General features: G+C 47.2%; 12 protein-coding genes. 5 read left to right on the top strand and 7 right to left on the bottom strand.

All coding sequences use genetic code 11. The features are described 5' to 3' along the window. Nucleotides 1–24 precede the first annotated feature (24 nt). Both V7Q13_RS02160 and V7Q13_RS02165 read right to left on the bottom strand, forming a co-directional pair. Entirely contained in the window at nucleotides 25–3,441 is a 3,417-nt protein-coding gene (locus tag V7Q13_RS02160) for a methylmalonyl-CoA mutase family protein (protein ID WP_333799039.1), read from the bottom strand. Between the two features lie 105 nt (nucleotides 3,442–3,546). Continuing rightward, a complete protein-coding gene (locus V7Q13_RS02165; RefSeq protein ID WP_333799040.1) occupies nucleotides 3,547–3,927 on the bottom strand; it encodes a RidA family protein in 381 nt (126 codons plus the stop codon). A gap of 66 nt (nucleotides 3,928–3,993) precedes the next feature. Between V7Q13_RS02165 and V7Q13_RS02170 the strand changes: the two genes are divergently transcribed. From V7Q13_RS02170 to V7Q13_RS02185, 4 genes are all read left to right on the top strand, one after another. Beyond that, complete coding sequence (locus V7Q13_RS02170) at nucleotides 3,994–4,608, top strand: 3-hydroxyacyl-CoA dehydrogenase family protein (RefSeq protein WP_333799041.1); 615 nt, start codon at nucleotides 3,994–3,996, stop codon at nucleotides 4,606–4,608. Next, entirely contained in the window at nucleotides 4,605–5,282 is a 678-nt protein-coding gene (gene tsaB / locus V7Q13_RS02175) for a tRNA (adenosine(37)-N6)-threonylcarbamoyltransferase complex dimerization subunit type 1 TsaB (RefSeq protein WP_333799042.1), read from the top strand. The genes V7Q13_RS02170 and tsaB overlap by 4 nt, the downstream gene beginning before the upstream one ends. 242 nt (nucleotides 5,283–5,524) lie before the next feature. Further along, entirely contained in the window at nucleotides 5,525–5,872 is a 348-nt protein-coding gene (locus V7Q13_RS02180) for an ArsR/SmtB family transcription factor (RefSeq protein WP_333799043.1), read from the top strand. 123 nt (nucleotides 5,873–5,995) lie between these two features. Then, nucleotides 5,996–7,402, top strand: coding sequence for an MBL fold metallo-hydrolase (locus V7Q13_RS02185; RefSeq protein WP_333799044.1), 1,407 nt, complete (start codon nucleotides 5,996–5,998; stop codon nucleotides 7,400–7,402). Here V7Q13_RS02185 and V7Q13_RS02190 read toward each other — a convergent pair. The 5 genes from V7Q13_RS02190 to V7Q13_RS02210 form a co-directional block, all read right to left on the bottom strand. Beyond that, nucleotides 7,399–8,316 (bottom strand): DMT family transporter, encoded by a 918-nt coding sequence (locus V7Q13_RS02190; protein WP_333799045.1) that lies wholly within the window; start codon nucleotides 8,314–8,316, stop codon nucleotides 7,399–7,401. The genes V7Q13_RS02185 and V7Q13_RS02190 overlap by 4 nt on opposite strands. Nucleotides 8,317–8,352: 36 nt before the next feature. Next, nucleotides 8,353–9,114 carry a sulfite exporter TauE/SafE family protein gene (locus tag V7Q13_RS02195; protein ID WP_333799046.1) on the bottom strand — a complete coding sequence of 254 codons (762 nt, stop codon included), beginning with the start codon at nucleotides 9,112–9,114 and terminating at the stop codon, nucleotides 8,353–8,355. Between the two features lie 134 nt (nucleotides 9,115–9,248). Next, nucleotides 9,249–10,577: a radical SAM protein gene (locus V7Q13_RS02200; protein WP_333799047.1), complete on the bottom strand. Its 1,329-nt coding sequence runs from the start codon at nucleotides 10,575–10,577 to the stop codon at nucleotides 9,249–9,251. Nucleotides 10,578–10,679: 102 nt separating this feature from the next. After that, a complete protein-coding gene (locus tag V7Q13_RS02205) occupies nucleotides 10,680–11,279 on the bottom strand; it encodes a hypothetical protein (protein ID WP_333799048.1) in 600 nt (199 codons plus the stop codon). A gap of 32 nt (nucleotides 11,280–11,311) precedes the next feature. After that, nucleotides 11,312–12,358, bottom strand: coding sequence for an arginase family protein (locus tag V7Q13_RS02210; RefSeq protein WP_333799049.1), 1,047 nt, complete (start codon nucleotides 12,356–12,358; stop codon nucleotides 11,312–11,314). 210 nt (nucleotides 12,359–12,568) lie between these two features. Here V7Q13_RS02210 and V7Q13_RS02215 point away from each other — a divergent pair, with 210 nt between their 5' ends. Beyond that, entirely contained in the window at nucleotides 12,569–12,982 is a 414-nt protein-coding gene (locus V7Q13_RS02215; RefSeq protein ID WP_333799050.1) for a cytochrome c maturation protein CcmE domain-containing protein, read from the top strand. The last annotated feature ends 169 nt before the right edge of the window (nucleotides 12,983–13,151 follow it).

Below are 13,151 nucleotides of genomic sequence, written 5' to 3' on the forward strand. Positions count from 1 at the left end.
GCTTATCTTAATGCAGATTGATTTTTACATATTGCGCCGGTATTGGCCACCCACTTCATACAAGGCTTTGGTGATTTGTCCCAATGAACAATACTTCACGGTTTCCATCAGCGCTTCAAACAGGTTGCCATTATTGATGGCTACTTGTTTCAATTGTTGCAAAGCAGCTTTACTCTTGTCTTCGTTGCGCAGCCAAAACGCTTGCAGGTTCGTGATTTGTTGTTCCTTCTCTTTTGTAGTGCTACGGATGACTTCACCGGGTATTTGTGTAGGGCTGCCTTGCTTGTTGAGGAAGGTATTTACACCTACAATGGGCAACTCACCGGTATGTTTCAGCATTTCATAATGCAGGCTTTCTTCCTGTATTTTATTGCGCTGATACATGCGTTCCATAGCACCCAATACACCGCCACGTTCGCTGATGCGGTCGAACTCTTTCAGTACGGCGGCTTCCACCAAATCAGTCAGTTCTTCAATGATGAATGAGCCCTGAATGAAGTTTTCTGTGTTCGCACTTCCCAACTCACGGTTGATGATGAGTTGTATGGCCATGGCCCGGCGTACACTCTCTTCTGTAGGTGTTGTAATGGCTTCATCATACGCATTGGTATGCAGGCTGTTGCAGTTGTCGTAAATGGCATACAATGCCTGTAGCGTGGTACGTATATCGTTGAAATCTATTTCCTGTGCATGCAGGCTGCGGCCACTGGTTTGAATGTGGTATTTCAACTTTTGGCTGCGTTCGTTGCCCTTGTATTTATACTTCATGGCCTTGGCCCAAATGCGGCGGGCCACACGGCCAATCACACTGTATTCGGGATCCATGCCATTACTGAAAAAGAAACTGAGGTTGGGTGCAAAATCATCGATGTGCATGCCGCGGCTCAGGTAGTATTCTACATAGGTAAAACCATTGGCCAGTGTAAATGCCAGCTGCGTAATGGGGTTGGCGCCTGCTTCGGCAATGTGGTAGCCACTGATGCTCACACTGTAAAAATTCCGCACCTTGTTTTCAATAAAATATTCCTGCACATCGCCCATCAATTTCAGCGCAAATTCAGTACTGAAAATACAGGTGTTTTGGGCCTGGTCTTCTTTCAGAATATCTGCCTGCACGGTACCACGCACTTGTTGCAAGGCCGTTTGCTTGCATTGTGCATACGCCTCTGCAGGTAGCACTTCATCGCCACTCAGGCCAAGCAGCTGCAATCCAAGTCCGTTATTGCCTGCTGGCAAATGACCTGCGGCATTATCATGTATGTATTGCGGACGGGGCACGTGTCGGTATTTCTCCGCTGCATAGGCTTGCACCTTTTCCCATTGGTTGTTTTCCGTAATCCATTTTTCGCACTGCTGATCGATAGCTGCATTCATGAAAAACGCCAGCAGCATGGGCGCCGGGCCATTGATGGTCATGCTGACAGAAGTGCGTGGGTCGCACAAGTCGAAACCGCTGTACAATTTCTTTGCATCATCAACTGTTGCAATGCTTACACCGCTGTTGCCAATTTTGCCATAGATGTCGGGGCGGGCATCCGGATCTTCGCCGTAGAGTGTGACGCTATCAAACGCTGTACTCAAACGCTTGGCTGGTTGGTCGTGGCTTACATAGTGAAAGCGTTTGTTGGTGCGTTCGGGGCAGCCCTCGCCGGCAAACATGCGGGTAGGATCTTCGCCGGCACGTTTCAATTCAAACACACCAGCAGTGTACGGAAATTCGCCCGGTACGTTTTCTTGCAATTGCCATTGTAACACATCGCCCCAGTCTTTGTACTTGGGCAGCACTACTTTTTTAATAGATGTGCCACTCAACGAAGTAGTGGTCATGGCTTGTTTAATGACTTTGTCCCGAACCTGATATTCAAAAAACTCGTTACTGTATTTCTTCACCATATTGGGCCAATCGATCAACAGCTTGTGGCATTCTTTGCTCAGCTTATCCTGATACTGCTGCTGTAGTTGTAGCAGTGCTGCATTATCAGGCGCATCTTGCAACACACCATTCAGTTGATACAATTTGGTAGCAATGTTGGCTTGTTCTTTGGCCCAGGCATCGTACTGGCGGTTGTTGTCGGCTATTTCGCTGAGATAACGTACTCTGGATGGGGGAATAACGGCTTGAGAAATCTTCGCTGTTTGGCCAAACTGAGCATCACCAAAGCTTACGCCCAGTTTGGTTTGCAGGCTGTGTAGCAGTTTGTCGAAGAGGTGGTTCATGCCTTCATCGTTGAACTTGCTGGCCATGGTACCTACAATGGGTAGCTCCTCATCTTTGGCCGTCCACAAACCGTGGTTGCGTTTGTACTGCTTGCGTACATCGGCCAGTGCATCCAAAGCACCGGCTTTGTCAAACTTGTTGATGGAAATGATGTCGGCATAGTCGAGCATATTGATTTTTTCCAACTGCGATGCGGCTCCATATTCCGGCGTCATTACGTACAAACTCAGGTTGCAGTAATCCAGAATCGATGCATCGCTTTGACCCGTACCAGCACTTTCGAGAATGATGAAATCATACCCTGCATTTTTGCACACATCAATGGCATCCTGCACATGTTGGCTGAGGGCGGCATTGTCTTCACGGGTAGCCAGGCTACGCATGTATGCCCGTGGGTGGGCAATGCTGTTCATGCGAATGCGGTCGCCCAACAAGGCACCACCGGTTTTCTTTTTAGAAGGATCTACCGAAATAACCGCAATGGTTTGACCACTGTTTTCGGTAAGGCTGAGATAGCGTCGTACAATTTCATCAGTTACAGAAGACTTGCCTGCTCCGCCTACACCGGTGATGCCGAGGACAGCCCCCCGGCCCACCGACGCTTCGGCCGGTGCCAATGGCCCGGAGGGGGAGGATGAGGAGGTAACTTTTTCGGATTCAATTACCAAACCCAGTTCCGCTTTTGTGATAGCTCTCGCCACTTTCCTGATGTCTTGGGCTTTACTCAAAGGAGTATGGCCGTTCCAGTTTTTTTCTGCACTCCAAAAGTTCAGTGTATCATTTGTGCTATTGAAATAATTGGGGGCTTTCGACTTCTCCAGCAAATCTTCAATCATGCCTTCGAGGCCCATTTCGCGGCCATCATCGGGGCTGTAAATACGGGTAATACCGTAGGCATGAAGCTCCGCAATTTCTTCGGGCAAAATGGTGCCGCCACCGCCGCCAAAAATGCGGATGTGACCACAACCGCTCTGATCGAGCAGGTCTTTCATGTATTTGAAAAACTCCACATGACCCCCTTGATAGCTCGTAATAGCAATGCCGTGGGCATCTTCTTCAATAGCGGCTTCTACAATTTCGTGAACGCTCCGGTTGTGGCCGAGGTGAATGATTTCTGCGCCTTTCGATTGCAAAATGCGGCGCATAATATTGATGGCTGCATCGTGTCCGTCGAACAAACTGGCAGCAGTAACTATTCTGATCTTGGGTTGAATATCAGTCATGGCAGGCAGCAACAATTTTAGGGGGGCAAAAATAAAGCATCCAACCTGCCTTAGTTCACACATCGGGCGGGTTGGATGCCTTTAACAAATCAACTACGCAAAAAGTTATGCGGTTGCTATCATGCTTATCTCCACATTCACACTGCGGGGCAGGCCTTTTACAGCCACGGTTTCACGGGCAGGAAAAGCACTGCTGAAATATTGGCTGTATGCTTCATTTACCGTTGCAAACAACGACATATCACTCAGAAAAATCGTTGTCTTCACCACATTGTCGAAGGTCATACCGGCTTCGGCCAGCACCGCTTTCAGGTTGGCCATTACCTGGTGCGTTTCTTCTGTTACATCGGTGTTTTTCAGTTCGCCAGTTGTGGGGTCAAAACAAACCTGACCACTCAGAAACAACAGGTTGCCGGCCATTACGGCTTGGCTGTAAGGACCAATGGGAGCAGGGGCTGCATTGGTTTCTATTACTTTTTTGTTCATACTACTAGTTCAGTTTGAAGAAAAACGAATGTAGCTCTTTGACTGCAATCCTTCAATTTTGCCAACATGTCTGATATTGTTTATGCTTACGATCCTCATGGCCTGCTGCAGCCCCTTGCCGATGTGCCTGCGCATTGGAAGGTGAGTGCAGATTGGCACTCCATTCCGCTGGAAATTGCGGCATTGTTGATTTGCATGGAAATTCCTCCTGTGCCCATTGCTCATTTACGTAGTTGGGTATTGGTTAATGATCCATTGGGTGATTATGCACTGAAACATCAGCCCACACATGCCCGCTTTTGCGGATGGAATAGTTTTTGGCAACGGCCTTTGTGGGAAATCAGTACAGACCAATCCGAAGCCATTCATTCCGAAGAAATGCAACACCTTCAAACCTTGCTGGGCAAGCAACTCACACAGGTGGCAGCACAGCCGGGGTTAGTGGCACCAAGGGTGGTATGCAGCATTATTAATGAAGCATTTTATGGTTTGGCAGATCATATCAGTTCGGCGGATGACATGGATATTGCCATGAAACTCGGCACCAATTATCCCAAAGGACCTTGGGAATGGTTGGATACAATTGGAGCGTATAACGTATGGGCATTGCTGCAAAAAATGAGTGAAGCCGACAAGCGATATTTGCCACACCCTTTACTGCAAAAAAGTGTTGCCTCATGAGTTATATTTTGTGTATTGATACCGCCACCGAAATTGGTTTGGTAGGGTTGGTAAAAAATGGCGCACTGCTTGCACAAAGGGTAAACCATGAGCAACAAACCCATGCTTCATTTTTACAACCTGCCATTGCTGACATATTGAAGCAAGAAAACATTTCATTGAAAGAATTGTGTGCTGTGGCGGTAAGCAACGGGCCAGGAAGTTATACCGGTTTGCGGGTAGGTTTGGCTGCAGCAAAAGGACTCTGCTTTGCCTTGCAAATACCGTTGATTACTCTGTCGACTTTGCAATTGATGGCTACTGCTATGCAGTTACAGCAACCAACAGCTACTTTGTTTTGCCCCATGATAGATGCCCGCAGAATGGAAGTTTTTGCGGGGTTGTACAACGCTCAACTGCAATCGGTTTTGCCAGATACTGCAGTGTTGCTTACTCCAGAATGGCTTCAACAAGAAAGAGCGTCTTCGGCCATTTGTTTTGCTGGCTCTGGTGCTGCCAAGTGGGTGCAACTGATTAGTAGCACCGATGAAATAGTATTATCAACTGATAGTTTGTTGCAAGCTTTTGCCCGTATTTCTACTCAGATATTTCAGCAAGAGCATTTTGCAGATGTAGCCTATGCAGAGCCTTTTTATTGCAAAGCTTTCTATCAGCCAGTTCGAACTGTTGTTTAAGTCAAGACCGGCTGTTCGCCTTTATTTCAGCAGTAGCTTAACATTTGTATATAACCTTGCAATCCTTTGTGAACAAAGGCTAATTTAAAGGAGTATTGTTCATTTTATTTATAAATAGATTTAGGCTTTTTTTATATATGTGGTAAAAGATGGATGCGATAAAAAAGTAATTTGCAGCTGTTTCAGGTAAATGGAATTCACTCCCCACTCACTGCATTTTACACTTTAATCACGAAAGAAACATGGCGACAAGCAATCAACACCATCTGGTGCTTTTCTCTGGCACTCGAAAAGAAATTACTGTAGAGTTACTCACACTAAAAAAAGCAGATTTAATCATCCGGGCATTGAACCATAAGCTTCGCTTACAAATCATCCGGTTGTTGCACGACAAAGAGGAATTGACCGTTACTGAAATTTATGTAAAGCTGCGGTTGGAGCAGTCAGTTGCTTCGCAGCACCTGGCACTGTTGCGCCGGGCAGGTATTGTAGAAACCCGTCGTGAAGGAAAGTTTATTTTTTACTCCGTGAGTGCTGCCCGCATCGAAGAAATTTTCAAGATTTCAAAATCGTTGGTCGGCAAGTTCTAAAAGCACTTGTTCTCGATAATAAGCTATCTCTAGCAATAATTTGGCTAATGCAGGTCCTCAAGGCCTGCATTAGTATTTAATAAACATTTTTCGTCATTCTTTTGCAGCCTAATATTTATACGCATGTATATCCAGCAATTGTACACCAGCTGCCTGAGTGAGGCCGCTTATTATATTGAAAGCAATGGCGAAGCCGCCATCATCGACCCACTGCGTGACTATCAAACCTACACGCAGTTGGCAGCCGATCGCAAGGCTAGCATCAAATACATTTTCGAAACGCATTTTCATGCCGACTTCGTTAGTGGACACATCGACTTATCGAAAGCTACCGGTGCCCCCATTGTGTATGGTCCCGGTACTCAAACCCGCTATCCGGTGCAAATAGCAAAAGATGGCGAAAGTTTTCAACTGGGTGAACTCAGCATAGAAGCCCTGCATACACCCGGCCACACCTTGGAAAGCACTTGTTGGTTGCTGCGCAATGCAGATGGTAGTGCACATGCTGTGTTCACCGGCGATACGTTGTTTATTGGTGATGTAGGCCGCCCCGACCTCAGCAGCGGCAACCTGAGCAGCGAAGAACTGGCGGGCATGCTCTACGATTCGTTGCAACAAAAACTGGCCACCCTGCCCAATGAGGTATTGGTGTATCCTGCCCATGGCCCCGGTAGCGCCTGCGGCAAAAATCTTGGCCCCGAAACCTTCAGCACCATTGGTCAGCAAAAGCAAACCAATTATGCGCTACAGGCTGAAAGCAAAGCTGCTTTCGTTACAGCCGTTACTACAGGTTTGAAAGATGCACCTGTATATTTCGCGGTGAATGCAGCCATCAATCAAAAAGGCTATGCACCATTTGAAGAAGTGTTGGACAAAGGCATGAAAGCCCTGACTGTGGCCGAAGTAGAAGCGTTGATGGAAGAAGGAAATACCATTTTACTGGATACCAGAGCGGCTACTGTTTTTACCAATGGCTTTATCCCTGGTTCGGTGAGCATTGGCCTCGAAGGTCGATTCGCAGAATGGGCTGGTAGTATGCTACCCTTCGATCAACCAATCGTGTTGATTACCGAACCCGGTAAAGAAGAAGAATCTGTTACAAGGCTTGCCCGTGTTGGTTTTGAGCAATTTGCCGGTCATTTGGCAGGTGGTTTTGATAGCTGGCTAAATGCAGGAAAGCAACTCGATATTATCATCGATATTGAAGCCGATGAACTGGCCATGGACTTACCACACGACGATAAATTATTGGTAGTAGACGTACGCAACGAAGTTGAATTTTCGGAAGGTCATATTGTAGGTGCCACCCATCTTGCACTCAGCGAAATGAACGACACTATGCGCATTGCTACGCTGCCCGAAGAAGCAAATATTTACCTGCATTGTGCTGCTGGTTATCGCAGTGTTATTGCTGCTTCGCTCATTAAGCGCCAGGGCCTGCACAATGTGCGGAATGTATTGGGTGGCTTCACCGCCATTAGCGAAATAAAAGAAATACCTACAGAAAAAGATACAGCAGCCCTGAGCTAACGCTTGGGGATTGCTGCAGTTGCACGGAGGTTGGCAATGATGAGGCCAACAATTACCACCGTCATGCCGAGGATGTGAATCCAGGTAATTTTTTCGTGTAAAATCAGCACGGCTTCAATGCTGCTGAATACAGGAATGAGATTGCCGAAAATAGCGGTGCGGGCTGCGCCAAGCCTTGCTATGGCTATGTTCCAGCACAAGAATGAAATAACAGAAGCACCTGCACCAAGGTAGAGCACGATACCTGCCAAAGACCAGCTCCAGTTTATTGTGGCCCCCATGCCCACCTCTAATAATGCAAAGGGTAGCAGTATGATGGTGCCTATCCAAAAGGTGCTGAAGAGATAGGCTTTGGGTGAAATGGTGGCTGGCTTTTTGCGGGTGGCAATATTGTACAAGGCAAAGGATAATGCTGCTGCTAAAATCCACCAGTCGCCTTGTGTAAACCTGAAATGCAACAGCACTTCCAAACTGCCCTGGCTGAGCAACAGCAAAATGCCGCTGATGCAAATGAGCAGGCCCAGCATGCGCCATGCCGGTATTCTTTCTTTTAAAAAAATACGGGCCAGTATAAATGAAAATACAGGAGAAGAAGTGGTGCCAATCAACGCCAGGCTAATGGCAGAAGAAAAATGTCCTGCCACATAAATAAAGGTGTTGAACAAACTGATGCCCGTGAATGCTGCAAACGTAACAATGGGCAAGGCTTTTTTAATGGCCGCCCAATCTTGCCGGAAAGCCGCCCAGCCAATGGGCAACATGATGATGGACGCCGTACCCCAACGCAAAAAAGCCAGCATAAAAGGAGGTATATCCTGATTGATGGCACGGGCCACAATGAAGTTGCCACTCCACACCAGCGTGGCCAATACAGCCAATCCAATGCCTTCAATAGTATGTTGCTTGTTGCTCAAAACGCTGGCAAATGTACAGGAAGGTTTGCTGTGCTTTTACCGAAAGAAAATATCATACGCAAAGCGAATGATGGTACCAGTCACCACCAGTAAAAAGAAAATACGGATGAAGCGGTTGCCTTTGAGCAGGGCCATTTTGGTGCCAGCCCAACCGCCGGCCATATTGCAAATGGCCATGGGGATGGCCAGCTCAAACATGATATTGCCCGTAAATGAAAAATAAATAATGGATGCCAGATTGGTAGCAAGGTTAATCATTTTGGCATGGGCACTGGCATGCATAAAATCATGACCAATAATGGTGATGAACACCAATACCAAAAAGCTACCGGTACCGGGGCCAATAAAGCCATCGTAAAAACCAATGAGCAAACCAGCAACAATCCCTTTCCATAACGCTTCTGTATACGGGATTTCGTCATGCTGCTGCCCCAGGGTTTTGCGGGTGTAGGTAAACAATGCCACCAACACCAGCACACACAGTATAATGGGTTTGAGAATGCCATTGTTGAGCACACTCACCATGTACGAGCCAAACATGGCCGCACTAAATGCTGCCAGTGCTACCCATAGAATCAGCTTCCAGCGGATGTCGATGCGTTTGCTGTATTGATACGCCGATACCGCCGTACCACAAAAGGATGGAATCTTTACCGTACCCAGCAGGGTAGCCACCGGTGCATTGGGAAAAGTGATGAGCATGGCCGGTGTTTGCACCAGTCCGCCACCCCCTACCACAGCATCAATAAAGCCGGCGGCAAATGCTGCTATGCAAACGATAATAAGAGAACTGGCCAAAGGATGGAGTGGAGAGGTTGATTAGTTGATTGGTTAATGAGTTGATTGGGGCTGCATCTTATGATGAATGATGAATTTCATCATTCATCATTCATCATTCATCATTCATCATTCCCAATTCATCATTCATAAGCTCATACTTCATTTGTTACAACATAGCCTCCCAACTCTTCTTTCCAATGGGCGAAGTCGTTGTTGTAATCGCCTTTGATGCGTTCGATAGGCGGATTGAAGTAGCCGAATTTCAAGTTTGGAAACTCTTCATGAATCAGGTTCATCATTTGCTGTACGCCCATGCATTCGCCGGCATCGGCTACATTTATTTTACCCAAATACCAATCGGGGTCAATATTGAAATTACGCCACTGAATCATGCATAAATCTGTTTCCTTTATCAGTTTGCGCAGCGCTTCGTATTCTGCTTCGCTATCCGTCATGCCGGGGAAAACGAAGTAGTTGATGCTCGTCCACACACCATATTTTCGGGCTACTTTCAGGCTTTCAACTATGTCTTCAAACTGGTAATTATTGGGGCGATAGTAGGGCGTATAAATTTCGCTTCGGGCACTGTTGGTACTTACCCGAATACTGTCTAAACCCGCCTGGCACAAGGCTTCTACCGCAGCCGGCTTGCTACCGTTGGTGTTGATATTGATAGAGCCTTTTTTGGTATGCTTCCGAATTTCGATGATAGCATCGCGGATGGTTTCCCACATCAGCAGCGGCTCACCTTCGCAGCCTTGCCCAAAGCTGATGATGGGGTAGGGAGCAGTTTCCAGATGCGGTACGGTAAACTCCACAATCTCTTCAGGCGTGGGCTTAAAAGTGAGGCGGTCTTGCGGGCTGGTAATGGTTTCATCTTCCGGCTGAAAGCTTACACAACCTACGCAGTTGGCATTGCAGGCAGGAGAGCTTGGCACGGGGCATTCCCAACGGCCCATGGCCATGTTGCGGGCAGCGGGGCAGTTGTAGGTATTGCAACAGTTTTCCATCAGGTGCTTTACCAGTCTGTTGTGCGAATATGCTTCCATCAAATGCGTGGCACCATTGGCAATGGTATCATCATCGTATCCCGCACATTCCTGACGCACATCTCTTTCTACCCGTACAGCTGTAACATAAAACTGATCATTGTACCAACCGGCTGCCGTGTAGCAAAACAAGGGTAGTGTTGGTGCATCGGGTGCGGTTTCGTAAGCGGCCAAAAACAGGTTGGTATGTGCCGGCGGAATGAAAGCCGCTACCGCCCAGCCTTTGTCGCAGAGGCGCATTTCTCCCGTTTCCACATCTATGCCAATGCCTTTGCGGCCGGGCAGTTCGTATAGGTTGCCGCCATCGGGCAATACAATCCAGCTTTCTTCGGGCACTTCAAACGCATCCCATCCACTACGGCCAATGGCGTAGAGGGTTTGGTCTTCAAAAATGTTGCCGTTGCCGTCGCTGTATAGTAAATATGGAGTCATATGAAAAATTGAATGGGAAATGAATAATTAGGCAATGGGTTATTAAGTAATAGCAAACCCTTTGTGCTCCTTAGTGTGTGCTTTATGGTTCAAAAAAAGGGGTTATATACGAAAATGCAATTGCTCTTTGCAATACGCATTAAACTCTGCAATTAGTTCTGCTGAAACAGGTTCGTCTAATTCTTTTTGAATGATGTGGTTGTTGCGCAGGTCGAGGGTAAAAATGTTGTCCCTGATCATCACGTTATCAATTTCAAACCATTCGTATTTCTTTTTGGGAAAAGAATTGCGCACCACTTTTTCTTTTGTAAATCCTATCTCGTCAGGAAATTTTACCCAACGCTCTATTACCGACATGATGGCGTAACCCACGCCAAACCACACATGATATTTGGCCAACGGCAGCAGCATCCAGGCCATGGCAGCCACCATCAGTTCCATGCGGTAGTTTACCTGAAAAGATTTGTCGGCGCTGCGCACCCAGCCGTACAACCACAAACCAATAATAAGTAGGGGAATCACTACCAGCCAAAGGTTGGTGCCAAACATGCCCAGCCTTATGAGATAGTAAAAGTAGGCTGTCAAGAAAATGAGCAGCAACACCTGACTCACGATGTTCACATGTTTGTACCCCGGCGATTTGAGGGTGATGACGTAGTCAAAGTCGCCCGATGATGCTGTTGCGGTTTCCTCTTGCTGCATAAGGTTGCAAATGTACCTGCTATACCAACAGATTACGCCTTCGGTTGGCTTACCATCATGTTGCAAATTTTCCAAAGCTGACGGGCCCCCACGTTAGCATCCCAACCGCTTTCGCCAATGCCTATTTCTACCAAATCGAAACCAATAAGCTGGCGGCCGCTGGCCAGCAGGCGCCGAAGCAGGTAAATGATTTCTTCGGATTCAAAACCGCCATCCACCGGAGTGCCGGTGCGGGGGCAAAGCTTGGGGTTGAGGCCGTCTATATCGTAGCTGAGGTGTACTTTTTGTGGCAGCTGTGCAATAATGTCGTCGCAAATCTGCTGCCAGTTGTCGCCTTCAAAGCGGCGCCTTTTCAGGTCACGGTCGAAGAAACAATGGATGCGGTTCTTGTGCTGTTGCAGGTATTCCCATTCGCCCTGGCTAAAATCACGAACACCAATTTGCACCACTTTTTCCAGCTGTGGTATTTCTTCCAAACCATTGTATACCACACTGGCGTGGCTATATTTAAAAAACTCGTAAGAAGGGCGCAGGTCGCAGTGGGCATCTATCTGCAATATGCCAAACGATTCGTGTTGTTCGGCCTGTGCTTTCCAATAGCCCAGCGATGTGCTGTGGTCGCCACCGAGCAGCCCCACCTGTTTACCTGCTTTTAGCAGGTCGCTGGTTTGCTCGTACACCCAGCTGTTCATATGGTCCGATCCCTCGTTGATGTCTTTAATGCTCTTGCACATAAAGCGGTTGGCCTTTATGTCTTCGCCTCTGGAAATGAAGTCGATAAAGAGCTCGGCTTCTTTGCGCAAAAAGTCGCTTTTGAGCAGCAGCTTTCTGTCGATGGGGCGCATGTAAAACCCTTTCTTCCAGGCGTCGGGGGTATCCAAATCAAAAATGTCTACCTGCAAAGAAGCTTTGAACACCTGCTCTGAAGCCCGGGCGGTGCCTGCTGTGGAGCTTACCGTAACCTCCCATGGTACTGGTACAATTACTAATTGGGCATCGGTTTCAGAAAAGGGCAATCCAAAAATATTGTTGTTGGGATTGCCTGCACTGTTTACGTCGAAAGTTGATAAATCGGCCATGTGGCTTTGTATAAAGGGTGGCGAAAGTACAAACATTCTACACGCAACCACCCTGCTGTGCAGGCATGCCTCGCCACAAAGCTTTATGCTGTAAACAGCGGCCTGATTTTCAATGAAAAAATGTGGATACGCTGTTTTATTTAACAATGCAGCAATGCAGCGTCTGCAGCGCAATCGCTGTACATTTGCCCAAAATCACCGGAGTAGCGAATGAAAAAGATGCACATTTTTTTGCTGGTTGGTGTGGCAGTGGCCATAGCCGTGATGATTAGTTTCACCACCGATCTTACCACGTATGATACCATTGCTTCTGCAAAGCAAAAAGAAGGAACCTACGTACACCTGATAGCCAAGCTGGATAAGGCTCAGCCTATTGAGTACAATCCATTAACCAATCCCAATTATTGTTCTTTTACAGTGGTAGATTCTTTGGGCTCGGTTACCAAAGTCATCAGCAACAAACCCAAGCCGGCCGATTTGGAAATGAGTGAAAGGGTAGTGCTGAAAGGTCGCATGAAAGAAGACGGTTTTCATTGCGACGACATACTGCTGAAGTGCCCCAGCAAGTATAAAGATGAACAAGCCAAGGGCCTCCGCCACCCGGGCAGCAAGCAAGAAGGATAAGAAATCGATATTTACCAATACAAAGCGACATCCAAACGGGTGTCGCTTTTTGTTGGCATCAAACTCAAATGATTCCATTCAAGCAATCCGTTTAATTCGTGTCATTCGCTTTATTCGTATCATTCGTGTTTAAAGTGATTCTTTTTTCGCATTTCCCCAACAAACAGTG

This window comes from Phnomibacter sp., from assembly GCF_036803085.1.
GTDB lineage: Bacteria > Bacteroidota > Bacteroidia > Chitinophagales > Chitinophagaceae > Phnomibacter.